Below are 24,564 nucleotides of genomic sequence, written 5' to 3' on the forward strand. Positions count from 1 at the left end.
AATTCAGTTGAACAGGCTGTAGAAGAATAGACGGATGCTATCCCACATGCGGCGGAAGATACCACCTTCCTCGACAGCATCCAGAGCGATCAGATCAGCGCTATGCACAACCTTGTCGTCCAGTTTGACTTCCACCTTGCCGATCACGTCGCCCTTGGCGATTGGCGCAACCAGTTGCGGGTTCATGGTCATGCTGGCAGCAAGCTTCTTCAGCTGGCCTTTTGGCAGGGTCATGGTCAGGTCTTCAGCCAGACCGGCCTTGACCTGGTTGGTGGAGCCTTTCCAGACAGGGGCCTGAGCCAGCTCGGCGCCTTTCTGATAGAAGGTCTGGGTTTCGAAGAAACGGAAGCCGTAGGTCAGCAGCTTCTGGGTCTCGGCGGCGCGCGCCACTTCGCTGTTGGTGCCGAACACCACGGCGATCAGACGCATGCCATCACGCACGGCAGAAGACACCATGCAGTAGCCCGCTTCGTCGGTGTGGCCGGTTTTCAGACCGTCAACGGTCTTGTCGCGCCACAGCAGCAGGTTGCGGTTCGGTTGCTTGATGCCGTTCCAGAAGAACTCTTTCTGCGAGTAGATCGCGTAGTGAGCCGGGTCTTCGTGGATGATCGCGCGAGCCAGCACCGCCATGTCGTGAGCCGACGAGTAGTGCTCAGGGTTCGGCAGACCGGTCGGGTTCATGAAGTGGGTGTTGGTCATGCCCAGATCGGCAACGGTTTTGTTCATCAGGTCGGCGAACGCGTCTTCGCTGCCGGCGATGTGCTCGGAGAGCGCAACGCTGGCGTCGTTGCCCGACTGAATGATGATGCCGTGCAGCAGGTCGCTGACGGTGACTTGCGAGCCGACCTTGATGAACATCCGCGAACCGCCGGTACGCCAGGCGTTTTCACTGACGGTCACAGGATCGTTTTCGCCGATCTGGCCACGACGGATTTCCAGAGTCGCGATGTAGGCGGTCATCAGCTTGGTCAGGCTGGCTGGCGGCAGACGCTGGTCACCATTGTTCTCGACCAGCACGTTGCCGCTGCTGGCGTCCATGAGCACATAGGCCTTGGCGGCCAGTTGCGGTGGCGATGGCATCATCTCGGCCGCGAACGCGGCAGGTGAGAGGAGCAGCGGGACTAGAAGGCACAGGCGTTTGGCAAAGGTGGTGATGTTCATCCGTCTCTCGAAATCGCTAATGGAAACTGCCCAAGGGCAAAACTAATCAAATGACTTTCTAACGAGTCATCGCGTATTCAGTTGCTCACTCCAGTCACCCTTTGCCGGGCTTTTGTTCTCGACGAGCCAACAACCTGGTTCACTCCCGACTGCAAGTGAACCGTCAAACAAGTCCTACGTATTACTCCGTGACCACACTCGGCGAACCCAGGTTGGCCAGGCGCACGCTGTTCTGCACTTGCTGGATTTCACCCTGTGAAGCGATCGGCCCCAGTCGTACCCGGTGCAGCGTCTGCTGATTGCGTACGATCGAGCTGATGAACACCGGAGTGCTCACCATCCCGCTGAGTTTCGACCTCAGGAGTTCCGCGGCGTCCGGGTTGGCGAACGCTCCCACTTGCAGATACTGACCAGCGGCTGGTGAGGAAGCGCTTTTTTTGGCCTCCAGCTGAACGGGCACAACTGCAGCGGCGTGTTGCTGTGGCGGTGGTGTCCATTGCTCGACGGTGCCGGCCGAAGCCGTGATCGTCGGGGCGCTATTCTGCGCGACTTGCGGCTCGTTGAGCATCAAAGGCGCTGGACGGCCTTTGGCTGCCCACCATTGTTGCGGGTCGATGCCTTCAACCTTGACCCGGGCGGTGCCGATTTCGGCATAGCCAAGCTTCTTGGCCGCCGCGTAGGACAAATCGATGATGCGGTCCGAATAAAACGGCCCACGGTCGTTGACCCGCAGGATCACGCTCTTGTTATTGTCCAGGTTGGTCACCCGAACGTAACTTGGCAATGGCAGTGTCTTGTGTGCCGCGCTCATGCCATACAGGTCATAGACTTCGCCGTTGGCGGTGTTCTGACCATGGAACTTGGTGCCGTACCAGGACGCGGTACCCGAGGCGACGTAAGTCTTGGAATCCTGCAGCGGAAAATAGGTTTTGCCCAACACGGTATACGGGTTGGCCTTGTAGGGACCGGTGTGCAGGGTCGGCGTGGCATCAGGGATACGCGACACATCGACATCCCACCACGGCGCGCCATCCTTGTGGGCACGGTTGATGTCCAGCCCCGGCATGGAGCGCACGGCGGTGGAGGACTTCTGGGTCGGCGAGCGACTGGTCGAACAACTGGCGACCAGCACTGCCAACACGGCGAATGCCATCAGCTTCAGGGGTTTACTCATAGGCAATGCCCGCATTACTTGACGCCCCGTGCTTGGACCAGCTGTTCTGACAGTTGATGTACGGCCATGGCGTACATCACGCTGCGGTTATAACGCGTGATTGCATAAAAATTCTTCAGGCCCATCCAGTATTCGGGGCCATTATCGCCTTCCAGGCGGAATGCGGTAACCGGCATATCATCGCGCAGCGCATCATGACTTGACCAGCCCAAGGCCCGCAAATCTCCGACGGTTTTCGTCGGTTCGATGCCGTCGGTCAAACCTTCGTCGACCTGATCGCCCCGGACATCGGCACGACTGACCACCGGCTCCCCGGCCACCCAGCCATGTTGCTTGAAGTAACTGGCGACGCTACCGATGGCATCGTCCGGATTGGTCCAGATATTAATGTGGCCGTCACCGTCGAAATCCACCGCGTAGGCGCGAAAGCTGCTCGGCATGAACTGCGGAAGGCCCATGGCGCCGGCGTAGGAACCCTTGAGAGTCAATGGATCGACCTGCTCTTCCCGGGCCAGCAGCAGGAACTCACGCAATTCCTTGCGGAAAAATTCGGCACGGGGAGGATAGTCGAAACCCAGAGTCGACAAGGCATCAATTACCCGGTAATTGCCGGTATTGCGTCCGAAAAAGGTCTCAACGCCGATGATTGACACAATAACCTGGGCCGGTACGCCGTATTCCTGCTCGGCGCGGGCCAACACCGCCTCATGCTGACGCCAGAAGTCCACACCGCGGGCAATCCGCGCGTCGGTGATGAACATCGGGCGATATTCGCTCCACTGCTTGACCCGCTCGGCGGGTTTCGAGATCGCATCCAGAATCGACTGTTTGCGCTCGGCTTCACGGAACACGCCCATCAGCTGTTCGCCGGCAAAGCCGTAGTCGCGGGTCATTTCGCCGACGAACTCGGCCACCTGGGGTGAGCCCTCATAATCGCCGGCCAACGCTTCCTGCGCATTGCCAAGGATGCTTACCAGGCCGACCCATGGCGCGTATCGAGTCGCCCAGCCACGCATTACTTGCATTGAACTCTTCACCTTATTCAAACCTGTGCGATCCACTTGCGATGGGTATGGATCGACATCAAAACCCCAAACGCTGACAGCAGCGTCACCAGCGAAGTTCCTCCGTAGCTAATGAACGGCAACGGCACCCCCACCACCGGCAACAGGCCACTGACCATACCGATGTTGACGAAAACATATACAAAAAACGTCATGGTCAGACTGCCCGCCAGCAATTTGCCGAACAATGTCTGGGCCTGGGCGGTGATCACCAACCCGCGACCGATCAACAACAGATAGATCAGCAGCAATGCACAGATGCCCACCAGGCCGAATTCTTCGCCCATCACCGCAATAATGAAGTCGGTGTGGCTTTCCGGCAGGAAGTCCAGATGTGACTGGGTACCCAGCAACCAGCCCTTGCCGAATACCCCGCCGGAACCGATGGCGGCCTTGGACTGAATGATGTTCCAGCCGGTGCCCAGCGGATCGCTTTCCGGGTCGAGGAAGGTCAGGATCCGCTGCTTCTGGTAGTCGTGCATGATGAAGAACCACATCGCCACGGCCACCGGCACGGCGGCGGCCAGCACGCTGAGGATCCAGCGCCAGCGCAGCCCGCCCATGAACAGCACGAACGCACCGCCAGCCAGAATCAACAGCGAGGTGCCCAGGTCCGGCTGCCGAACGATAAGAATGAAAGGCAAGCCAATCAGAAACAGACTGACGCCCACATGCTTGAGCTGCGGCGGCAACGTGCGCTTGGACAGGTACCAGGCGATGGTCGCCGGCATCAGGATTTTCATGAACTCCGAAGGCTGGAAGCGAATCACCCCCGGGATGTTGATCCAGCGTGTGGCGCCCATTGCGTTGTGGCCCATCACGTCCACCACCACCAGCAACAGCACACCGAGCACATAACCGACCGGCACCCAGCGGGCCATGAAGCGCGGCTCGAACTGGGCAATGACGATCATCGACACCAGGCCAATACCGAACGAAGTCGCCTGCTTGGCCAGCAGGTCCCAGCTCTTGCCACTGGCTGAATACAGCACAAACAGGCTGCCGGCGGCGAGGGTCAGCAGCAGAATCAGCAGCGGGCCGTCAATGTGCAGACGTTGCAGCAGCGTCGCACGACGACGCATCACATCCTCACTGGAGAGCATGCGATCAAAATTATTCATCACGGGCGGTAGCCTCCGCACTGTTAGGGCTGGCGTATTCGGCTTTGAGTCGACCGTCCTGATCCAGTAGCCAGGCGTCCATGACTTGACGAACCACCGGCGCGGCGACGCCGGAGCCGGACTCACCGTTCTCGACCATCACCGACACCACGATTTTCGGGTCATCGGCCGGCGCAAAGCCGACGAACAAGGCGTGGTCGCGATGGCGTTCCTGAACCTTGGAGCGGTCGTACTTTTCACCCTGCTTGATCGCGACCACCTGGGCCGTACCACTCTTGCCGGCAATCCGGTACTGCGCACCGATCGAGGCCTTGCGCGCCGTACCACGGGCGCCGTGCATCACTTGCTGCATACCGTGGTTGACCTTGCTCCAGTCGGACGGGTCGCGCAGGACGATGTCCGGCATCGGGTTGGGATCCACCGGTTTCTTGCCTTCGATGGTCTTGGCCAGGTGCGGACGGTTCCATACGCCTTTGTTGGCCACCAGCGCGGTAGCCTGGGCCAGTTGCAACGGAGTCGACTGCATGTAGCCCTGGCCAATCCCGAGAATCAGTGTTTCACCCGGGAACCATGCCTGGCGGCGTGTTGCACGCTTCCACTCGCGCGTAGGCATCAAGCCCGGAGACTCTTCGAACATGTCCAGCGAGACCTTCTGACCGATGCCGAACTTGCTCAGGTACGACGACAAACGATCGATCCCCAGCTTGTGGGCCAGGTCATAAAAGTAGGTGTCGTTGGAGCGCATGATGGCCGTATCGAGATCGACATAGCCGTCGCCGGTACGGTTCCAGTTGCGGTACTTGTGGTCGTAGTTGGGCAGCATGTAGTAGCCGGGATCGAACACCCGGGTCGAGGCCGTGACCACGCCGGAATCCAGACCGGCAATCGCCACCGCCGGCTTGATCGTCGAGCCTGGCGGATACAGACCGCGCAGCACGCGGTTGAACAGCGGCCGATCGATGGAATCGCGCAACTCGGAATAGGCCTTGAAGCTGATGCCGGTGACGAACAGGTTCGGGTCGAAACTCGGCTGGCTGACCATCGCCAGCACTTCGCCGGTTTTCGGGTCCAGCGCCACCACCGCGCCACGGCGACCGCCGAGCGCGGCCTCGGCGGCTTCCTGCAATTTGATGTCCAGGCTCAGGACGATGTCCTTGCCGGGAATCGGATCGGTACGCTTGAGCACCCGCAACACGCGGCCCCGAGCGTTGGTCTCGACTTCCTCATAACCCACCTGGCCGTGCAGCTCGGGCTCGTAGAAACGCTCGATGCCGGTTTTGCCGATTTGATGGGTGCCGCTGTAACTCACCGGGTCCAGAGACTTGAGCTCTTTCTCGTTGATCCGCCCCATGTAGCCCACCGAGTGCGCAAAGTGCGCGCCCTGCGGATAGTGACGAACCAGTTGCGCGACCACTTCCACCCCTGGCAGGCGGAACTGGTTCACGGCGATTCGCGCGATCTGCTCTTCCGTCAACTCGAACATTATCGGCACCGGTTCGAATGGCCGACGCCCCTGGCGCATGCGCTTCTCGAAAATCACCCGGTCCTCGGGCGTCAGCTCCAGCACCTGGACGATCACATCGAGCACTTGCTGCCAATCGCCAGAGCGCTCACGGGTCATGCTCAGACTGAAGCTGGGCCGGTTATCGGCAATGACCACGCCGTTGCGGTCGTAAATCAACCCACGGGGTGGCGGAATCGGTTGCACATGGACGCGGTTGTTTTCCGACAGGGTCGAGTGGTACTCGTACTGGATCACCTGAAGGAAATACAGCCGCGCGATCAGCACGCCAATCAGTGTCACAACCGCAATTGCGCCGAACACGACACGACTACGCACCAGACGGGCGTCTTTTTCGTGGTCCTTGATGCGGATCGGCTGAGACATGAGGGCAGAACTACTTGTGGTAAGGGTGGCCGGACAACACGGTCCAGGCACGATACAGCTGTTCGCCGATCAGAATTCGCACCAGCGGGTGCGGCAACGTCAACGGCGATAGCGACCAGCGCTGATCGGCACGGGCACAGACTTCAGGCGCCAGCCCTTCAGGGCCACCGACCATGAAATTCACCGTGCGCGAGTCCAGCCGCCAGCGATCGAGTTCGACCGCCAGTTGCTCGGTACTCCAGGGCTTGCCGTGGACTTCGAGGGTGACAACACGCTCGTTCGGCCCGACCTTGGCCAGCATGGCTTCGCCTTCCTGACGGATGAAGCGCGCCACGTCGGCGTTCTTGCCGCGGGTGTTGAGCGGTATTTCCACCAGTTCCAGCGCCAGCTCGGACGGAAGACGCTTGGCATATTCATGCCAGCCCTCTTCCACCCATTTGGGCATGCGTGAACCGACGGCGATCAGTCGCAGTCGCACAGCCGTTCCTTATTCCTGGTCTTTGTTGAGCTTGTTGAAATGCTCGTGACCAACTTCAGGGCTGTGGTGTTTGCCATCGGCGGCACGGCTCTGCTCGGCACCTTTCCAGAGACGCTCGAGGTCGTAGAACTGACGGGCGTTGGAAGTCATCATGTGGACAATCACGTCATCCATGTCCAACAGCACCCAGTCACTGTCGCCCTTGCCTTCTTCGCCCAGCGGCTTGATGCCCAGGGCCTTGACCGCTTCGCGGACCTTGTCCAGCATCGCGCCGATCTGGCGATTGGAAGTACCGGTGGCGATGATCATGTAGTCGGTGATGCTCTGCTTGTCGCGGACATCGATGACCAATACGTCCTGGGCCTTGACGTCTTCCAGGGCTGCTACGGCGATCTTGACCAGATCTTCGCCTTTGGGGGCTTCAGCGCTGAGCACCTTTTCCGGCAGCGGAGCACTCTTGAATGTGCCTTTGCGCTTTACTTTGTTTACGTCGTTGTTCGTCATAAAAAACTCGTTTTGCTCGTATGTTCGGGCGCTTCAATACACGTTGTTGCTACGTGCCTTGAGGCACTCCTATTCAGTTCGACGCACGGTAGAGCCCGTGCGCATCGATGTAGGCCAGGACCGCGTCGGGCACCAGGAAACGTACCGACTTACCGCTGGCCAGCAGTTGACGGATCTGGGTGGCGGATACCGCGAGCGGTGTCTGCCAGACGAATGCAATCTGTCCGCTCGGCCCTTTGAGGGCCAGCGGGTCGCTCACCGAGCGCGCTGCCAGCAGGTTGCGCAAGGCATCCGGCGGTTCGCTGTCGGCATCCGGGCGTTGCAACACCAGGATATGGCAATGCTGGAGCAACTCTTCCCAGCGGTGCCAAGTGGGCAGGCCGCAAAAAGCGTCCCAGCCCAAAAGCAGAAAAACCTGGTCATCCGCGGCCAGTTCGGCGCGCATCAGTTCCAGGGTATCGATGGTGTAGGACGGTTTGTCCCGCTGCAATTCGCGGGCGTCCACCACCAACGGCGCCACACCGGACACCGCGCACTTGACCATCGCCAGACGGTCTTTGGCCGACACTTGCGGCGTATCCCGATGGGGCGGCCTGGCACTGGGTGTCAGACGCAGCTCATCGAGCGCCAGCGATTCGGCGACTTCCAGTGCACCGCGCAAATGGCCGATGTGCACCGGGTCGAAGGTTCCGCCCAGTACGCCAATACGGCGAGGAATAGGCTCGCTGGCAGTGACCGGGGCTGACGGGTCGAGGTCGCCCAAGTCAGGCCGACTCCTGTCCGCGCAACTGCCCATCACCGACCACGACGTACTTCTCGCAGGTCAAACCTTCGAGGCCGACCGGGCCGCGGGCGTGCAGCTTATCAGTAGAAATGCCGATCTCGGCACCCAATCCATATTCGAAGCCATCGGCAAAGCACGTCGGGGTGTTGATCATCACCGACGACGAGTCGACTTCAGCCACGAAACGCCGGGTGTCGCCCTGGTGTTCGCTGACAATCGAATCGGTGTGGTGAGAGCCGTAATGGTTGATGTGCTCGATGGCCTGTTCCAGCCCGTCGACCACGCGAATCGACAGGATCGGCGCCAGGTATTCGGTGCTCCAGTCTGCTTCCGTGGCCGGCAGCGCATCAATAATTGCCCGCGTACGATCGCAACCACGCAGCTCGACGCCTTTTTCGCGGAACTGGGCAGCCATCGGCGGCAGGAAATCCTCGGCTACGGTTTGGTCGACCAGCAGCGTCTCCATCGCACCGCAAATGCCATAGCGGTAAGTCTTGGCGTTGAAGGCGATACGCTGGGCTTTGGCCAGGTCGGCGTGAGCACTGACGTAAACGTGGCAGATGCCGTCCAGATGCTTGATCACCGGCACGCGGGCATCACGGCTGACCCGTTCGATCAGGCCACGGCCACCACGGGGGACGATGACATCCACGTATTCCGGCATGGTGATCAATGCACCAACGGCGGCGCGATCGGTGGTTTCGACCACTTGCACCACGGCAGCCGGCAGATCGGCCTCGGCCAGACCGCGCTGGATACAGGCGGCGATGGCACGATTGGAGTGAATGGCCTCGGAGCCGCCGCGCAGGATAGTTGCGTTACCGGACTTCAGGCACAGGCTGGCGGCGTCGATGGTCACGTTCGGTCGCGACTCGTAAATAATCCCGATCACGCCCAAGGGCACGCGCATCTTGCCGACCTGGATCCCCGACGGTCTGTAGCTCATGTCACGGATCGCACCAACCGGATCCGGCAGCGCCGCGACCTGACGCAGACCGACGATCATGCCGTCGATGCGCGCGGGGGTCAGCGCAAGCCGTTCGAGCAGGGCCGGTTCCAGACCATTGGCGCGGCCAGCTGCCAAATCCAGCTCATTGGCAGCCGTCAGCTCGGCGCGAGCCGCGTCCAGCGCATTGGCAGCGGCCTGCAAGGCGCGGTTTTTCTGCGCGGTGCTGGCACGGCCGATGACGCGGGAAGCCTCGCGGGCGGCGCGGCCCAAGCGGGTCATGTAGTCAAGAACGGACTCAGTCATGGTCTGGAAGGGTCTTTATGAGGTCTTGGTAAAGAATAAAGCGGCAGATTATAGCTGTCGCGTCCACTGACTAACAGCGGTGACGGGCGGATGGTCGAAATGGAGGGCAATTTGCCGACGTTAAGCCGGGATTAAGCCGCAAATTGTTATCATCACGACTCAATCAGCCCTGATAAACGCCGTTCATCATGACTAATCTGACTGTTCGTGAGTCCGCCGAGAGCCTGCCCAAGGGCCTCCCGGACGCTTTTTTCGATCGTGACGCCCAAATTCTGGCCCGGGATCTACTGGGCAAAGTCATCCGCCATCGGGTCGGCGACCTGTGGCTCAGTGCCAGGATTATCGAAACCGAAGCCTACTACTGCGAAGAAAAAGGCAGCCATGCATCCCTCGGCTACACAGAAAAGCGTAAGGCTTTGTTTCTGGATGGTGGCCACATCTATATGTATTACGCCCGAGGTGGCGATTCCCTGAACTTCAGCGCGCAAGGCCCGGGCAATGCCGTACTGATCAAATCAGCCTACCCGTGGGTCGACGAATTGAGCGGACCGGCGAGCCTGGCGCAGATGCTGCTGAACAACCCCGACGCCCAAGGCCACCCTCGCCCCTCGCAGAAACTGTGCGCGGGGCAAACGCTGCTATGCAAATCCCTGGGACTGAAGGTGCCCGTCTGGGACGCCAAGCGCTTCGATCACGAAGTACTGCTGGTGGAAGACGTCGGACAGACACCCCCCCATATCATCCAGGCGACCCGCCTGGGCATTCCGCACGGGCGCGACGAACACCTGATGTACCGCTTCGTGGACGGCGCCTATGCCGCCCATTGCACGCGGAACCCGCTGAGACGGGGGCAGGTCGAAGGTCGTGATTATTTTGTGCTGTCCTGAATGCTGACAAATTTTTGATGCGACCCTATTGCTGTGGGAGCGGGCAAGCCCGCTCCCACAGGGTTCGGTGACGTGTGGATTCAACAGGATCAATTGAACATTCAATGGAGTTGTCTTTATGGGCCCATGGCTCGATAGCGTGACCGCCTGGTTGACGGTCAACCCGCAATGGCTGGCGGCGGCGGTATTCATGGTTGCATTCGTGGAGTGCCTGGCGATTGCCGGCCTCATCGTACCCGGCACGGTTTTACTGTTCGCCGTGGCGGTACTGGCCGGCAGCGGTGCGCTGTCCTTGAGCGAGACCCTGTTGCTGGGATTTCTCGCTGGCGTGCTGGGCGACGTCGTGTCCTATTTCCTGGGACGCCATTTCCATCAGAACATCCGGCGCCTGCCCGGGCTGCGCCATCACCCGGAATGGATCGCCGGGGCCGAGTCATACTTTCAGCGCTACGGCATCGCCAGCCTGCTGGTCGGGCGCTTCATCGGCCCCTTGCGGCCAATGCTGCCGATGGTCGCGGGGATGTTCGACATGCCCTTCCCACGCTTCTTCGCCGTCAGCCTGCTGGCGGCGGCGGGATGGTCGGTCGCGTATCTGCTGCCGGGCTGGACCACCGGCGCGGCGATTCGCTTGCCATTGCCCGAGGGCTTTTGGCTACAGACCGGGATAGTCGTCGGCAGCATTGCGGTCATGGTGGGATTGAGCGCCACCAGCAGCCTGCGCAGCCACCGCAACGCCACGATGTTCATTGCCGGCATGAGTTTTCTGATTCTGGTGGGATTGTTTATCGGCTACCCGCACCTGACGGCACTCGATCAAGGGGTGATGACCCTGATCCAGGAACACCGCAGCCCGGCGCTCGACGAAGTGGCCGTGGTTTTCACGCTGATTGGCGAATTCCGCAACATGCTGCTGTTCAGTGCCTTGCTGGTTGGACTGCTGCTGGTCACCCGCCAATGGCGTCAGGCGATCTTCGCCGGCAGCACGCTCATGTTCACCGCACTGGGCAACACCCTGACCAAACACTTTTTCGCCCGCCTGCGCCCCGAAGTGCTCAGCGACCCGTTGACCAGTTACAGCATGCCGAGCGGCCATGCGTCAGGCTCTTTCGCGCTGTTCCTGACCCTCGCCGTGCTGGCCGGCCGCGGACAGCCACCACGGATGCGCCTGACCTGGCTGCTGGTGGGATGCCTGCCGGCGCTGGCAATCTCCCTTTCCCGCGTCTACCTCGGCGCGCATTGGCCGACGGATATCCTGGCCGGCGCGATGCTGGCGGCGTGCGTCTGCGCGGTGAGCCTGGGGTTGAGTCAGCGTCAGACTTCGCTCAATGCCCTGCCGCCCAAGGTGTGGTGGCTGGTATTGCCGGCGCTGGTGGCGTTGTTCGGATTCTTCGTGTTGCGGAATTTGCCGCACACGATGCTGCGGTATGCCTATTAAGAAAGCTCAGGCAAACAACTCGCCCTGCAACTCGTCCAGCAACGCCTGAATCGCATCCAGTCGTTGCTGCGGATCATCGAGCTGCAGGAGGTCGATCTTGTCCACCTCGGCAAACGGCAACAGGTAGGCCAACTGATTGGCCAGCGATTGTTGCCCCGTCGCTTCCGTGCCCATGTTCAGCGCTTCGACCATCGGGTGTTCGGCCAGCGCCTTGAGCAAGGCCACCAGATCGGCGTCCTCGTCCTGCAGCGGCTGCTCGGGCTCATCCTCCAGCCACTCGACCTCGGCGACGGTCAACTGATCGCGCTGAACCTCAGTGCGCAAGACATGGAATCGCCGACCGCCCTGGACTCGAATCCCGAGCAGGCCGTTGTCCTGCTGTTTGAAATCGGTGATCAGCGCCTCGCAGCCGACCAGCGCGTAACCCGCCGGAGCGATGCCGACTTCTTCGCCGTCGAGAATGCATACCACGCCGAATCCGCCGCCCTGTTTCATGCAGCGGCCGATCATGTCCAGGTAGCGCGCCTCGAAAATCTGCAAGTCGAGGATGCAACCGGGGAACAGCACCGTGTTCAGCGGAAAAAGCGGCAGACTCATAGACATTTCCTTCAAACCATCATCGACACCGCCAACGGCAGGAACACCGCCGTGGCCACGCCCATCAAACTCATCGCCAGCGCCGCGAACGCGCCGCACTCTTCACTTTCCTGCAAGGCCACCGACGTGCCAACCGCGTGGGCGGTCATGCCCAGCGCCATGCCACGTGCCTCAGGGCTGTGGACACCGAGCCGGGTCAGCAGACTCGGGCCGAAAATCGCCCCGAGCACACCCGTGATCAGCACGAACACCGCCGCCAGCGCCGCGACGCCTCCGATTTGCTCGGCCACCAGCATGGCGATCGGTGAAGTCACCGACTTCGGCGCCATGGTCATCAGGATCATGTGTTCGGCGCCGAACCACCAGCCCAACAGCACACCCAAGCCTGTCGCCACCACGCCGCCTATCACCAGCGTAGTAAAAATCGGCCAGAACAACTGCCGAATCCGCCGCAGGTTGAGGTAAAGCGGCACGGCCAGCGCGACCGTCGCCGGACCGAGCAGAATGCTGAGAATCTCGGTGCTCTTGCGGTACTCGGCGTAGGTCAGCCCGCAGCCCACCAGCACACCGATCACCAGCAACATGGATACCAGCACCGGCTGCAAAAAGATCCAGCGGGTTTTCTCGAACGCTGCCAGCACCAGTTGATAGGCGCCGAGGGTAATGCCGATACCGAACAGTGGATGGTGAATCACCGACGTCCAGGCGCCGTGCCAGTCGAGGATCATTGGCTGTCCCCGGAAGAATGTACGTGACGCTTGATCAAGCGCTGCATCAACACGCCCGCGAAGGCCATGGACAGCAGCAGCGACAACACCAGCGCACCGACGATGGCCCAGAAATCCGCGGCAATGTCCTTGGCGTAAACCATCACGCCCACGGCCGGAGGCACCAGCAGCAGGGGCAAGTAACGCAACAGACTGCTGGCCGCCAGATTCAGCGGCTCACCGACCTGGCCACGGCTGATCAGGTACACCAGCAACAGCAGCAGGCCGACAATCGGCCCAGGCAGCACCGGCAAAAACAAATGGTTGATCGCGGTACCGAGCAATTGGAACAGCACCAGCCAGGTCAGGCCACGTAACAACATTTTTCATCCCCCGCAAAATCCGTCACCCGCATTGGCCCGGGCATTATAAGCACGCCAGCGCTATAGACCGGCATTCGCCAAAAGCATGGTCGGTTGACCGGAGCACTTTGCCATGTTGATCTAAAGTGGTAAGCCGGGAGGCAAATTCCCTCCACTTCAACACTATAAAACCGATGAACCCAAGGAGAGTCTCAATGCCCTATGTTCCAGTTGCAGAGCTCAAAGATTATGTCGGCAAGGAACTTGGACGTTCCGAATGGCTCACCATCGATCAGGAACGCATCAACCTGTTCGCTGAAGCCACAGGGGACTATCAGTTCATCCACGTCGATCCGGTCAAAGCCGCGCAAACGCCATTTGGCAGCACCATCGCCCACGGATTCCTGTCGCTGTCGCTGATCCCAAAACTGATGGAAGACATCCTCGTCATGCCTGAAGGCTTGAAAATGGTGGTCAACTACGGCCTCGACAGCGTGCGTTTCATTCAACCGGTCAAGGTCAATTCGAAAGTGCGCCTCAAAGTCGACCTGACCGACGTCACCGAGAAAAAACCCGGCCAATGGCTGCTCAAAGCCACCGCCACCCTGGAAATCGAAGGTTCGGACAAGCCGGCATACATCGCCGAGCCATTGTCGCTCTGCTTCGTGTAAACCATCCGGATGCGAAGCAGGTCGCACTGTTTCGCATCACCTCCTTTTATACCGGCTGTATAAGGTCACATAGCTACGGCATACTCCGTCGCCTAATTGCCCGGATCCCGCTATGCGCTCACTTGCACTCCTTGCCTTGACCCTGATGCTCACCGCTTGCGGCGACGGCGAATCGCCGCTGCCCCCTGACGCCCGCCTGCCGGATGGCGGACGCTATCGTGGGGATCTGGTCAATGGGCTGCTGCAAGGACAGGGTCGCATCGATTACCCGAATGGCAGTTGGTATGCCGGCGAGTTCGACAAAGGCCAATGGCATGGCCAGGGCGAATGGCACGGCAGCAACGGCGAGGTCTATCGCGGGCTGTTCAAGCAAGGGTTGTTCGACGGCCAGGGCAGCTTGAGCACCAACGGCAGCAGCTACACCGGCGGCTTCAAACTGGGCCGACGCGACGGCGAAGGCACCCTCAAAGAAAACGGCATGACCTACCGCGGCGAGTTCAAGGCCGATCAATACTCAGGGCTTGGCCGACTCGAACTCGACGACGGCAGCGCGTATCAGGGCCAGTTCGCCCATGGCAAGCCCAATGGCGAAGGCCAGCGCAGCGACGGCAACGGCAATCAGTTCACCGGGCACTTCGTCGACGGACAGCTGGAAGGCAACGGGACATTCAGCAGTGCCGACGGCGACATCTATGTCGGTGGCTTCAAGAACAACCAACTGAATGGCAAGGGCCGCTACGAAAACGCCGACGGCGATGTCTGGCTGGGCCAATTCAAGGACGGCTCGCTGAACGGCAAGGGCGAATTGATCGGCGCCGATGGCAGTCATTACATTGGTCAATTCAGCGACTGGCGCTTTGTCGGCCAGGGCCGCTTGAACCTGCCCGACGGCAGTTTCTACATCGGCCAGTTCGACAACGACAGCTATTCCGGGCGTGGCACCCTGGTACTGACGGACGGCACGGTACAAAGCGGCACCTGGGTCAACGGCCAGCGCGTGCGCGATGCCGAGGGCAAGTTACTCCCCGACCCCCTCGAGCTCGGCCTGCTGGCCCAGGGCCGCTTGCTGGAAGAGGCACTCAACAACGTGCCGGCCTCGACCCCGGCCGTGGAGCTCTACACCTTGACCCTCGGCGGCGATGGCAAGCAGAGCGTCTTCCTGCGCGAATCCGATTACGTCGCCAACATGCTCAGCAGCCGCTTCGGTGCCTTTGGCCAGATCCGCCTCGTGAACCATCGCGACCACCTCGTCGACCGGCCGATGGCCACCCGGGAGAACCTTCGCCGGGCCGCCATGACCCTGGCTGAACGCAGCGGGCCGGAAGACCTGATTTTCATCTACCTGACCAGTCACGGCACCAGCGAAAATGAACTGGTGCTCGACCAGCCACGCATGGAACTGGCCGACCTGCCCCCCGACGAACTGGCCGCGGTCCTGGCCCCGCTGAAAAACCGCGACAAGATCATCGTGATTTCATCCTGCTACTCCGGCGGTTTCATCCCTGCCCTCAAGGACGAACGCACCCTGATCATGACCGCCTCGCGGGCTGATCGCGTGTCCTTCGGCTGTTCGGAAGAAGCCAACTTCACCTACTTCGGCGACGCCCTGTTCGCCCAGGCCCTGAACCAGACCGACGACCTGGAACAGGCCTTCAAACTGGCCAAGGCCACAGTGGCCGAGCGTGAGCTGGCGGACAACTTCGAAGCCTCGGAACCGCAAATATGGGCACCGAGGACCGTCTTGTCCCACTGGCAACTGTTACGCAAGCAGCAGGCTCGAAAGGCATTGCAAAGTGCCGCCATTGAAAGCAAGGATGCAAAGAGCAACTAAGCTGATGAGTATCAAGGGAGAGACACTATGTACTTGACGCCTCAGCACGTGCTGCTTGCCGGAGCCACCGGCCTGACCGGTGAACACTTACTCGATCGCCTGCTCAACGAGCCTACGATTACGCGGGTTCTGGCTCCCTCGCGCCGGCCATTGGCCAAGCACCCACACCTTGAAAACCCGGTCGGCGACCCGTCGTCATTTCTGCCGCAATTGAACGGTCGCGTCGACATCGCCTATTGCTGCCTGGGCACCACCATCAAGCAGGCGGGCTCGGAACAGGCGTTTCGTGCCGTCGATCTGGACATGGTGGTGGCCTTCGCCAAACGTGCGCGGGAGATGGGCGCCCGTCATCTGATCGTGATCAGTGCCTTGGGCGCCGATCCGAAGTCTCCGATTTTCTACAATCGGGTCAAAGGCGAGATGGAGCAGGCTTTGCGCGCGCAGGACTGGCCGCAACTGACCATCTGCCGTCCATCGCTGCTGCTGGGCGAGCGCACCGAACCGCGCCTGGCAGAGAGAGTCGCCGGCCCCTTGTCTCGATTGATTCCCGGCAAATACCACGGCATCGAAGCCTGCCAACTGGCCCGCGCCATGTGGCGGCTCGCACTGGAAGAACAGGATGGGGTGCGGATTGTCGAGTCCGATGAACTGCGCAAGTTAGGCAAATAAACCGACCAGCTTGTGGCGAGGGCGCTTGACCCCTCGCCATAGAAGCCGGTTCTCCTACAGCCCACCGGTTGCCTGAAAACTGACCCCGATCACCGTCAGCAACGACAAGGGCAACAGCAAGGTGTCGAGCAGTGCACTGGCCGGCAGGTCGACGCCAGGATAGCTCGGCGCTTCGGCACCGAAGCGGTCCATCGCGCAGCAACCACCGTTCATCGCATACAAATCCAGCCGGGTCCCTGAATACACCACGGGCGCACCCGGTTTCGCGGCATCCAGCGTGCGCGCGGTGGCGCACCCGGCCAACTGCAAGGCCAGCACAATCGTCAGTAGCTTATTCATCGCTGGTCAGATGGTGTTCGCCCCAACGTGGCAGCATGTCTTGCGGAATGTTGAGCAAGTTGAGAATCCGCGCGACGACGAAGTCGATCAGGTCGTCGATGGTTTGCGGCTGATGATAGAAGCCCGGCGATGCAGGGAGAATCGTCACGCCCATGTTCGACAACTTGAGCATGTGTTCCAGGTGAATGCTCGAATACGGCGCCTCACGGGGCACCAGAATCAGTTGACGGCGCTCCTTGAGCGTCACATCGGCGGCACGCTCGATCAGGTTGTTGCAGGCGCCGGTCGCGATGGCCGACAACGTCCCTGTGGAACATGGCACCACCACCATCGCGGCAGGCGCGCCGGAGCCCGAGGCCACCGGCGACATCCAGTCTTCCTTGCCATACACCCGAATCTGCCCCGCGGCGGCACCTGTGTATTCGGTGAGGAAGGCCTGCATCATCTGCGGCTTGGCCGGCAGCGTGACGTCGGTTTCGGTGGCCATCACCAGCTGCGCGGCCTTGGAAATCAGAAAGTGCACTTCCCGCTCTTCGCGCACCAGGCAGTCGAGCAGGCGCAAGCCGTACTGGGCGCCGGAAGCGCCCGTCATCGCCAGCGTGATACGGTCGGGGCCGTTGTTCATTTGAGCGCCTCGGCGAGTTTGCCGTGCAGGCCGCCGAAGCCGCCATTGCTCATGATCACTACGTGAGTGCCGGGCTGGGCCTGGCTCTTGACGCGCTCGATGATGCCTTCCAGCGAATCGCTGACGATCGACGGCACCGTGCACAACGCGGCGGTGCCCGCCAGGTCCCAACCCAGGTTGGCCGGGGCGTACCAGATCACCTGGTCGGCATCGACCACGCTTTCCGGCAAACCGTCACGGTGCGCACCGAGCTTCATGGAGTTGGAGCGCGGCTCGATGATGGCGATCAATGGAGCATCGCCAATACGCTTGCGCAAGCCGTCCAGGGTGGTGGCAATGGCGGTCGGATGGTGAGCGAAGTCGTCATAGATAGTGATGCCGCGCACTTCCGCGACTTTTTCCATGCGGCGCTTCACGCTCTTGAAGGCGCTCAATGCGGCAATGCCCATGGATGGCACCACTCCGACGTGACGAGCCGCCGCCAGCGTGGCCAGTGCGTTGGCGACGTTGTGCTGGCCGGTCATGTCCCACTCGACCACACCCTGGGAATCGCCTTCGAACATGACTTCGAACTTCGAGCCATCTTCACTGAGCAACTTGACCTGCCACTGGCCGCTGGCACCCGTGGTTTGCACCGGGGTCCAGCAGCCCATCTCGATAACGCGCTGCAAGGCGGGCTCGGTGGTCGGATGAATAATCAGGCCTTCACTCGGGATGGTCCGCACCAAGTGATGGAATTGCCGCTCGATCGCCGGCAGATCGGGGAAGATGTCCGCGTGATCGAATTCCAGATTGTTCAGAATCGCCGTGCGCGGACGGTAGTGCACGAATTTGGAGCGTTTGTCGAAGAACGCACTGTCGTACTCGTCGGCTTCGATGACAAAGAACGGCGTATCGCCCAGGCGTGCCGACACCGAGAAATTCTGCGGCACGCCGCCGATCAGGAAGCCCGGGCTCATGCCCGCATGCTCCAGCACCCAGGCGAGCATGCTGCTGGTGGTGGTTTTACCGTGGGTACCGGCAACGGCCAGCACCCAGCGGCCTTGCAGCACGTGATCCGCCAGCCATTGCGGACCGGAGACGTAGGGCAGGCCTTTGTTCAGCACATATTCCACAGCGGGGTTGCCACGCGACATGGCGTTGCCGATCACCACCAGGTCGGGGGCCGGGTCCAGTTGCGCCGGATCATAGCCTTGGGTCAACTCGATGCCCTGAGCCTCGAGCTGAGTGCTCATCGGCGGATAGACGTTGGCATCGGAGCCCGTCACGTGATGGCCCAGCTCTTTGGCCAGAACCGCCATCGAACCCATGAAAGTGCCGCAGATACCAAGAATATGAATGTGCATAGTCGACCTCGTAAAACATGGCCGCAGGTTAGCTTAGGGAGGGGAAATTCGCACCTTGTGTTTCAGCCACCGCTTACGGCCGAACCTGCAGGAGCACCGCTTGCCAGCGATGGCGTGCTCCCACAGATTGTGCTGCCCTCTAGCGGGCGATACCGTGCTTGCGCAGTTTTCTGTAAAGCGTATTGCGGCTGACCCCCAACTGTTCGGCCGTATGGGTCATGTGCCAGCGCGTTTGCTCCAGTGCATTCAACAGCGCCAGGCGCTCGGCATCCTCCAGCGGATGTTCGGCAGGCTCTTCAACGGTCGGCAGTACCGCCGGTCGGGCCTGGCGGATCATTGCCGGCAAATCTTCCAGAACAATGCGTCCGCCCTCACACAACGCTGCCAAGGTCCGCAGAACATTGCGCAATTGCCGCACGTTGCCCGGCCAGGCGAAACCCAGCAAAGCCTGGCGGGCTGGCGCGTCGATCATGACCGATTCTGCGCCCGCCTCTTCAGCCAGCAAAAAATCCAGCAGCTGCGATTTGTCGCTGCGATCGCGCAATGCCGGCAGCGCGACCTCCAGCCCGTTGAGCCGGTAGTACAGGTCCTCACGGAAACTGCCTTCCTGCACCCGCTCCAGCAGATTGCGGTGCGTGGCGCTGATGATCCGCACGTTGACCGCCTCCGGCTCGCCGCCGATCGGCACCACCTGACGATCCTCCAGCACCCTCAACAGGCGCGTCTGCATCGCCAGGGGCATATCGCCGATCTCGTCGAGGAACAACGTGCCGCCATCGGCCTGTTGCAACTTGCCGCGCATGCCTTCCTTGCGCGCCCCGGTGAAGCTGCCGCCGCGGTAGCCGAACAGCTCACTCTCGATCAGGCTTTCCGGGATGGCGGCGCAGTTGAGGGCGACAAACGCCTTTTCCGCCCGTTGACTGGCGCGATGGACGGCTTTGGCGAAAGCTTCTTTGCCCGAGCCGGTTTCACCGTTGATCAGCAATGGCACGTCCCGTTCGTACACCCGCAGGGCCTTGCGGAAGTCCGCCTGCAAACCGGCATCGCCCAGGCAGATGCCCGATAACGGCGCACGCTCCTCCACCACCGGACTGGGCACCAGTGGCATCGGCACGCGGCGCGGCTGCCCACGCAGTACGGCGAACAGCTTGCGCCCGTCGCGGGTGCGCAGCGGCCAACTGGCGCTGGCATTGGCGCTGGCGCGGCCAAGCAACTCATCCAGCGAGCAGTCGAAAAAGGCTTCCACCGGCTTACCCAGCAAACCACCGCGAACAAGTCCCAGCAGATTGAGCGCGCTCTGATTCACCGCACAGATCCGCCCTTCTCCGTCGAACGCCAGCAACCCTTCACTGAACAGCCCGACGGACTCGGCCTGCAAATGAAAACGCAGCAGCCATTGATTATCGAAGTAACGCAGGAAATAGCAGCTCTCGATCATCTTCGCCGAAAGATTGACCAGGGCCATGGTGTGGAACTGACTCTGACGCGACACCTCATGCCGCGCCGACGAGACGTCGAGCACCGCCAGCAGCTCACCGTGAGGGTCGAACACCGGGCTCGCCGAGCAGGTCAGGCCGGTATGGCGGCCGCGGAAGTGCTCGTCCTGGTGGATGGTCAGGGACTGGCGCTCCACCAGGCAGGTACCGATGCCATTGGTGCCTTCGCAGGCCTCGCTCCAGTCGGCGCCGAGCCAGAGCCCGGCGCGCTCGAAAATCTTCCGCTCGGCGGGCGCCGTCACACAGTTCAGGATCACACCGCGCGCATCGGTCAGCAGCACCGCGTGGCCGGCACCGGAAAGCTGTTGATGCAGGCTGGTCATTTCATTGCCGGCGATGTGCAGCACTTGCTGCAGGCGTTCACGGCTTTCGAGGACGCGTCCATGTTCCAGCACGGTCGGCGCCATGTTCAGGGCCGGATCGAGGTGATAGTCCTCAAGGCAGCGCAGCCAGGAGCGGGCGATGGACGGGTCGCTGCCTGGACCGTGCAGGTGGGCTTTGCCCTGGGTCACAGTCAGCACTTGCTGGGCATGGCGACTCAAATGGTTGTCGTGCATTTCTTATTTTTCTCCCCGGGGCTCGGCGACCCGTGTTGAGGTGATGCCGAGCATCCTCCAGCCTAGTCTGCATTGCAATGCCGGCAAGACCCGCCAGTCACAGGCTGTGCCACAACCGGTACAAAGTGTCACAGGCACTGTACCGAAAGCGTCACAGACACCGCCCGCCCGTCCGACAAAAATCGCCCAAGGCCTTGATTTACCTGACCTGCAAGGCACTGGCCCGACCCTTGCTCTACGCTTATAGCAAGCGCACATGCGCGTCTCTCTTATAAATACAAAAGCCAAGGAGAACTATCATGCGTTACGCTCACCCCGGTACTGAAGGCGCTATCGTTTCGTTCAAGAGCAAATACGGTAACTACATCGGCGGCGAGTTCGTCGCGCCTGTCAAAGGTCAGTACTTCACCAATACTTCGCCAGTCAATGGCCAACCGATTGCCGAATTCCCGCGTTCCACCGCCGAAGACATCGACAAGGCACTGGACGCCGCCCACGCAGCCGCCGATGCCTGGGGCGCCACGTCCGCCCAGGCGCGCTCGCTGATCCTGTTGAAAATCGCTGACCGGATCGAACAAAACCTGGAAACCCTGGCGATCACCGAGTCCTGGGACAACGGCAAAGCCGTGCGCGAAACCCTCAACGCCGACATTCCACTGGCCGCCGACCACTTCCGCTACTTCGCCGGCTGCATCCGCGCCCAGGAAGGCAGCGCTGCCGAAATCGACGGCAACACCGTGGCCTATCACATCCATGAACCGCTGGGCGTGGTCGGGCAGATCATTCCGTGGAACTTCCCGATCCTGATGGCCGCCTGGAAACTTGCCCCGGCCCTGGCCGCCGGCAACTGCGTGGTGCTTAAACCTGCCGAACAAACCCCGCTGGGCATCACCGTGCTGGTCGAACTGATCGGCGACCTGCTGCCGCCCGGCGTGCTCAACGTGGTGCAAGGTTTTGGTAAAGAAGCCGGTGAAGCCCTGGCCACCAGCAAACGCATCGCCAAAATCGCCTTCACCGGCTCGACCCCGGTCGGCTCGCACATCATGAAATGCGCCGCCGAAAACATCATTCCAAGCACCGTGGAGCTTGGCGGCAAGTCGCCGAACATCTTCTTCGAAGACATCATGAAGGCCGAACCGACCTTCATCGAAAAAGCCGCCGAAGGCCTGGTACTGGCGTTCTTCAACCAGGGCGAAGTCTGCACCTGCCCTTCCCGCGCGCTGGTACAAGAGTCGATCTACGACGAATTCATGCAAGTGGTGATGAAGAAGGTCCTGCAGATCAAACGTGGCGACCCGCTGGACACCGACACTATGGTCGGCGCCCAGGCGTCCGAGCAGCAATTCGACAAAATCCTTTCGTACCTGGAAATCGCCAAGGGCGAAGGCGCTGAACTGCTGACCGGCGGCAAGGTGGAAAAACTTGAGGGCAATCTGGCGACCGGGTATTACATCCAGCCGACCCTGCTCAAGGGCACCAACAAAATGCGCGTGTTCCAGGAAGAAATCTTTGGCCCGGTAGTCAGCATCACTACCTTCAAGGACGAAGCCGAAGCCCTGGCCATCGCCAACGACACCGAGTTCGGCCTGGGCGCCGGCCTCTGGACCCGCGACATCAACCGCGCCTACCGCATGGGCCGCGCCATCAAGGCCGGTCGTGTATGGACCAACTGCTACCACCTGTACCCGGCGCACGCTGCGTTCGGCGGTTACAAGAAGTCCGGCGTCGGCCGTGAAACCCACAAGATGATGCTTGATCACTATCAGCAGACCAAAAACCTGCTGGTGAGCTACGACATCAATCCATTGGGCTTCTTCTAAAAACCGGGGGCGGCACAGGGTTTCTGTGTCGCCCTCCCAACCGTCATCGCGGGCAAGCCCGCTTCCACAGTTTTTTGTGGTGAATCCACCTATCGGGACCTGACACGGAACCCTGTGGGAGCGAGCCTGCTCGCGATGGCGCCTCCAATGACACGCAACCCAACGCCTGGCCGCTCTGGCACGGCCCTTGCGTGCCCGCATTACACGCAAGCGCCGCTTACGAAAGTCCAATAGATCAAACAATAAAAAGACAGCGAGGACTTATGACTTCTACCACACAGCTCAAACCCACACTCGGCACCCTGCATTTATGGGGCATCGCCGTCGGCCTGGTGATTTCCGGCGAATACTTCGGCTGGAGTTACGGCTGGGGCACAGCAGGCACCCTGGGTTTCCTCGTCACCGCCCTGATGGTGGCGACAATGTACACCTGCTTCATCTTCAGCTTCACCGAATTGACCACCGCCATCCCCCATGCGGGCGGGCCGTTTGCCTACAGCCGGCGGGCCTTTGGCGAGAAAGGCGGCCTGATCGCCGGCATTGCCACCCTGATCGAGTTCGTCTTTGCGCCACCGGCGATCGCCATGGCCATCGGCGCCTACCTCAACGTGCAATACCCGGAACTGGACCCGAAGATCGCGGCAGTAGGCGCCTATTTCGTGTTCATGACCCTGAATATCCTCGGTGTCAGCATCGCGGCCACCTTCGAACTGGTGGTCACCGTACTGGCGGTCGCCGAACTGTTGGTGTTCATGGGCGTCGTTGCACCAGGCTTCAGCTTCAGTAACTTTGTACTCAATGGCTGGTCCGGCTCCAGCGAGTTCACGATGGCGGCCGTTCCCGGCATTTTCGCCGCCATTCCCTTTGCGATCTGGTTCTTTCTGGCCATCGAAGGCGCGGCCATGGCGGCCGAAGAAGCCAAGGACCCCAAACGCACGATTCCCAAGGCTTACGTCAGCGGGATTCTGACCCTGGTGTTCCTGGCGATCGGCGTAATGGTCATGGCCGGCGGCGTTGGCGACTGGCGTCAATTGTCGAACATCAACGATCCGCTGCCCCAAGCCATGAAGGCCGTGGTGGGCAACAATTCGAGCTGGATGCACATGCTGGTGTGGATCGGCCTGTTCGGTCTGGTGGCGAGCTTCCACGGGATCATCCTGGGCTACTCGCGTCAGTTCTTTGCCCTGGCCCGCGCCGGCTACCTGCCCCGCAGCCTGGCCAAGCTGTCGCGCTTCCAGACGCCGCACCGGGCAATTCTTGCTGGCGGCGTGATCGGCATCGCGGCGATTTACAGCGACGGCCTGGTCAACCTGCAAGGCATGACCCTGACGGCGGCGATGATCACCATGTCGGTATTCGGTGCCATCGTGATGTACATCATCAGTATGCTGAGTCTGTTCAAACTGCGTAAAACCGAGCCGAACCTGGAACGCACCTTCCGTGCTCCGGGTTACCCGATCGTGCCGGGCATCGCGCTGTTTCTCGCCGTGGTGTGCCTGGTCGCGATGGCCTGGTTCAACACCTTGATCGGGCTGATTTTCGTCGGATTCATGGCCGCCGGTTACCTGTATTTCCAATTGACCGCCAAACAACGCTCCGAAGCACCGGCAGACGCCATGCTCGAAGGCGTCTGAGTTGCACCGGCGCCGGGCTCCTGGCCTGGCGTCTGAGTTGCACCGGCGCCGGGCTCCTGGCCTGGCGCCTGCATGATTGAAGTGCATGCAAATCCCTTGTGGGAGCAAGCTCTCCCACAGGGACTGTTTGTGTTATCAAGATTTGTACAGAACCAGAGGACA

At 61.0% G+C, this 24,564-nt stretch carries 23 protein-coding genes; 7 read left to right on the plus strand and 16 right to left on the minus strand.

Annotated features, from left to right (window positions below; all coding sequences use genetic code 11):
- Positions 1–3: 3 nt before the first annotated feature.
- From ACVWYU_RS10750 to ACVWYU_RS10790, 9 genes are all read right to left on the minus strand, one after another.
- On the minus strand, positions 4–1,161 hold the full coding sequence (locus ACVWYU_RS10750) for a D-alanyl-D-alanine carboxypeptidase family protein (RefSeq protein ID WP_090325478.1): 1,158 nt from the start codon (positions 1,159–1,161) through the stop codon (positions 4–6).
- Between the two features lie 181 nt (positions 1,162–1,342).
- Positions 1,343–2,350 (minus strand): septal ring lytic transglycosylase RlpA family protein, encoded by a 1,008-nt coding sequence (locus tag ACVWYU_RS10755; RefSeq protein WP_090325480.1) that lies wholly within the window; start codon positions 2,348–2,350, stop codon positions 1,343–1,345.
- Complete coding sequence (mltB, locus tag ACVWYU_RS10760) at positions 2,350–3,360, minus strand: lytic murein transglycosylase B (RefSeq protein WP_090325482.1); 1,011 nt, start codon at positions 3,358–3,360, stop codon at positions 2,350–2,352. Before mltB ends, ACVWYU_RS10755 begins: the two co-directional genes overlap by 1 nt.
- 17 nt (positions 3,361–3,377) lie before the next feature.
- Entirely contained in the window at positions 3,378–4,481 is a 1,104-nt protein-coding gene (gene rodA, locus ACVWYU_RS10765; RefSeq protein WP_090327560.1) for a rod shape-determining protein RodA, read from the minus strand.
- Between the two features lie 31 nt (positions 4,482–4,512).
- Positions 4,513–6,408, minus strand: a complete 1,896-nt coding sequence (gene mrdA, locus ACVWYU_RS10770) for a penicillin-binding protein 2 (protein WP_090325484.1) — start codon at positions 6,406–6,408, stop codon at positions 4,513–4,515.
- Between the two features lie 10 nt (positions 6,409–6,418).
- Positions 6,419–6,886, minus strand: coding sequence for a 23S rRNA (pseudouridine(1915)-N(3))-methyltransferase RlmH (gene rlmH / locus ACVWYU_RS10775; RefSeq protein ID WP_007937439.1), 468 nt, complete (start codon positions 6,884–6,886; stop codon positions 6,419–6,421).
- A gap of 9 nt (positions 6,887–6,895) precedes the next feature.
- Positions 6,896–7,390, minus strand: a complete 495-nt coding sequence (rsfS, locus tag ACVWYU_RS10780) for a ribosome silencing factor (protein ID WP_247254608.1) — start codon at positions 7,388–7,390, stop codon at positions 6,896–6,898.
- A 73-nt stretch (positions 7,391–7,463) separates the two neighbouring features.
- Positions 7,464–8,108 carry a nicotinate-nucleotide adenylyltransferase gene (gene nadD, locus ACVWYU_RS10785; protein WP_390959796.1) on the minus strand — a complete coding sequence of 215 codons (645 nt, stop codon included), beginning with the start codon at positions 8,106–8,108 and terminating at the stop codon, positions 7,464–7,466.
- A gap of 46 nt (positions 8,109–8,154) precedes the next feature.
- Positions 8,155–9,426, minus strand: coding sequence for a glutamate-5-semialdehyde dehydrogenase (locus tag ACVWYU_RS10790; protein ID WP_247254606.1), 1,272 nt, complete (start codon positions 9,424–9,426; stop codon positions 8,155–8,157).
- A gap of 188 nt (positions 9,427–9,614) precedes the next feature.
- Between ACVWYU_RS10790 and ACVWYU_RS10795 the strand changes: the two genes are divergently transcribed.
- The gene (locus tag ACVWYU_RS10795) at positions 9,615–10,313 is read left to right on the plus strand and encodes a DNA-3-methyladenine glycosylase (RefSeq protein ID WP_457372675.1); all 699 of its coding nucleotides are present in this window, start codon (positions 9,615–9,617) and stop codon (positions 10,311–10,313) included.
- Between the two features lie 118 nt (positions 10,314–10,431).
- Entirely contained in the window at positions 10,432–11,748 is a 1,317-nt protein-coding gene (locus ACVWYU_RS10800) for a bifunctional DedA family/phosphatase PAP2 family protein (protein WP_457372676.1), read from the plus strand.
- 6 nt (positions 11,749–11,754) lie between these two features.
- Here ACVWYU_RS10800 and ACVWYU_RS10805 read toward each other — a convergent pair whose 3' ends face one another.
- The 3 genes from ACVWYU_RS10805 to ACVWYU_RS10815 are packed head-to-tail and all read right to left on the minus strand — an operon-like array spanning position 11,755 to position 13,435.
- The gene (locus ACVWYU_RS10805) at positions 11,755–12,345 is read right to left on the minus strand and encodes an LON peptidase substrate-binding domain-containing protein (protein WP_090325497.1); all 591 of its coding nucleotides are present in this window, start codon (positions 12,343–12,345) and stop codon (positions 11,755–11,757) included.
- Positions 12,346–12,356: 11 nt separating this feature from the next.
- Positions 12,357–13,073 carry an LrgB family protein gene (locus ACVWYU_RS10810; RefSeq protein ID WP_090325499.1) on the minus strand — a complete coding sequence of 239 codons (717 nt, stop codon included), beginning with the start codon at positions 13,071–13,073 and terminating at the stop codon, positions 12,357–12,359.
- The gene (locus tag ACVWYU_RS10815; RefSeq protein ID WP_247254604.1) at positions 13,070–13,435 is read right to left on the minus strand and encodes a CidA/LrgA family protein; all 366 of its coding nucleotides are present in this window, start codon (positions 13,433–13,435) and stop codon (positions 13,070–13,072) included. Before ACVWYU_RS10815 ends, ACVWYU_RS10810 begins: the two co-directional genes overlap by 4 nt.
- Positions 13,436–13,629: 194 nt before the next feature.
- Between ACVWYU_RS10815 and ACVWYU_RS10820 the strand changes: the two genes are divergently transcribed.
- The 3 genes from ACVWYU_RS10820 (at position 13,630) to ACVWYU_RS10830 (ending at position 16,585) form a co-directional block, all read left to right on the plus strand.
- Positions 13,630–14,085, plus strand: a complete 456-nt coding sequence (locus ACVWYU_RS10820) for a MaoC family dehydratase (RefSeq protein ID WP_090325503.1) — start codon at positions 13,630–13,632, stop codon at positions 14,083–14,085.
- Between the two features lie 112 nt (positions 14,086–14,197).
- The gene (locus ACVWYU_RS10825; protein WP_457372677.1) at positions 14,198–15,916 is read left to right on the plus strand and encodes a C13 family peptidase; all 1,719 of its coding nucleotides are present in this window, start codon (positions 14,198–14,200) and stop codon (positions 15,914–15,916) included.
- A 27-nt stretch (positions 15,917–15,943) separates the two neighbouring features.
- Complete coding sequence (locus ACVWYU_RS10830; protein WP_090325507.1) at positions 15,944–16,585, plus strand: oxidoreductase; 642 nt, start codon at positions 15,944–15,946, stop codon at positions 16,583–16,585.
- A gap of 54 nt (positions 16,586–16,639) precedes the next feature.
- Here ACVWYU_RS10830 and ACVWYU_RS10835 read toward each other — a convergent pair whose 3' ends face one another.
- From ACVWYU_RS10835 to ACVWYU_RS10850, 4 genes are all read right to left on the minus strand, one after another.
- Positions 16,640–16,924 carry a YceK/YidQ family lipoprotein gene (locus ACVWYU_RS10835; protein WP_090325509.1) on the minus strand — a complete coding sequence of 95 codons (285 nt, stop codon included), beginning with the start codon at positions 16,922–16,924 and terminating at the stop codon, positions 16,640–16,642.
- Positions 16,917–17,549, minus strand: coding sequence for a flavin prenyltransferase UbiX (ubiX, locus tag ACVWYU_RS10840; RefSeq protein ID WP_090325511.1), 633 nt, complete (start codon positions 17,547–17,549; stop codon positions 16,917–16,919). The genes ACVWYU_RS10835 and ubiX overlap by 8 nt, the downstream gene beginning before the upstream one ends.
- Positions 17,546–18,895, minus strand: coding sequence for a UDP-N-acetylmuramate:L-alanyl-gamma-D-glutamyl-meso-diaminopimelate ligase (mpl, locus tag ACVWYU_RS10845; RefSeq protein ID WP_457372678.1), 1,350 nt, complete (start codon positions 18,893–18,895; stop codon positions 17,546–17,548). The genes ubiX and mpl overlap by 4 nt, the downstream gene beginning before the upstream one ends.
- 139 nt (positions 18,896–19,034) lie before the next feature.
- On the minus strand, positions 19,035–20,948 hold the full coding sequence (locus ACVWYU_RS10850; protein ID WP_457372679.1) for a sigma-54-dependent Fis family transcriptional regulator: 1,914 nt from the start codon (positions 20,946–20,948) through the stop codon (positions 19,035–19,037).
- A 299-nt stretch (positions 20,949–21,247) separates the two neighbouring features.
- On the opposite strand from ACVWYU_RS10850, the gene exaC reads away from it, so the two are divergent.
- Positions 21,248–22,768: an acetaldehyde dehydrogenase ExaC gene (gene exaC, locus ACVWYU_RS10855; protein ID WP_457372680.1), complete on the plus strand. Its 1,521-nt coding sequence runs from the start codon at positions 21,248–21,250 to the stop codon at positions 22,766–22,768.
- A gap of 263 nt (positions 22,769–23,031) precedes the next feature.
- Positions 23,032–24,402, plus strand: coding sequence for an ethanolamine permease (eat, locus tag ACVWYU_RS10860; protein WP_247254599.1), 1,371 nt, complete (start codon positions 23,032–23,034; stop codon positions 24,400–24,402).
- The last annotated feature ends 162 nt before the right edge of the window (positions 24,403–24,564 follow it).

Source organism: Pseudomonas sp. TE12234 (genome assembly GCF_054061835.1).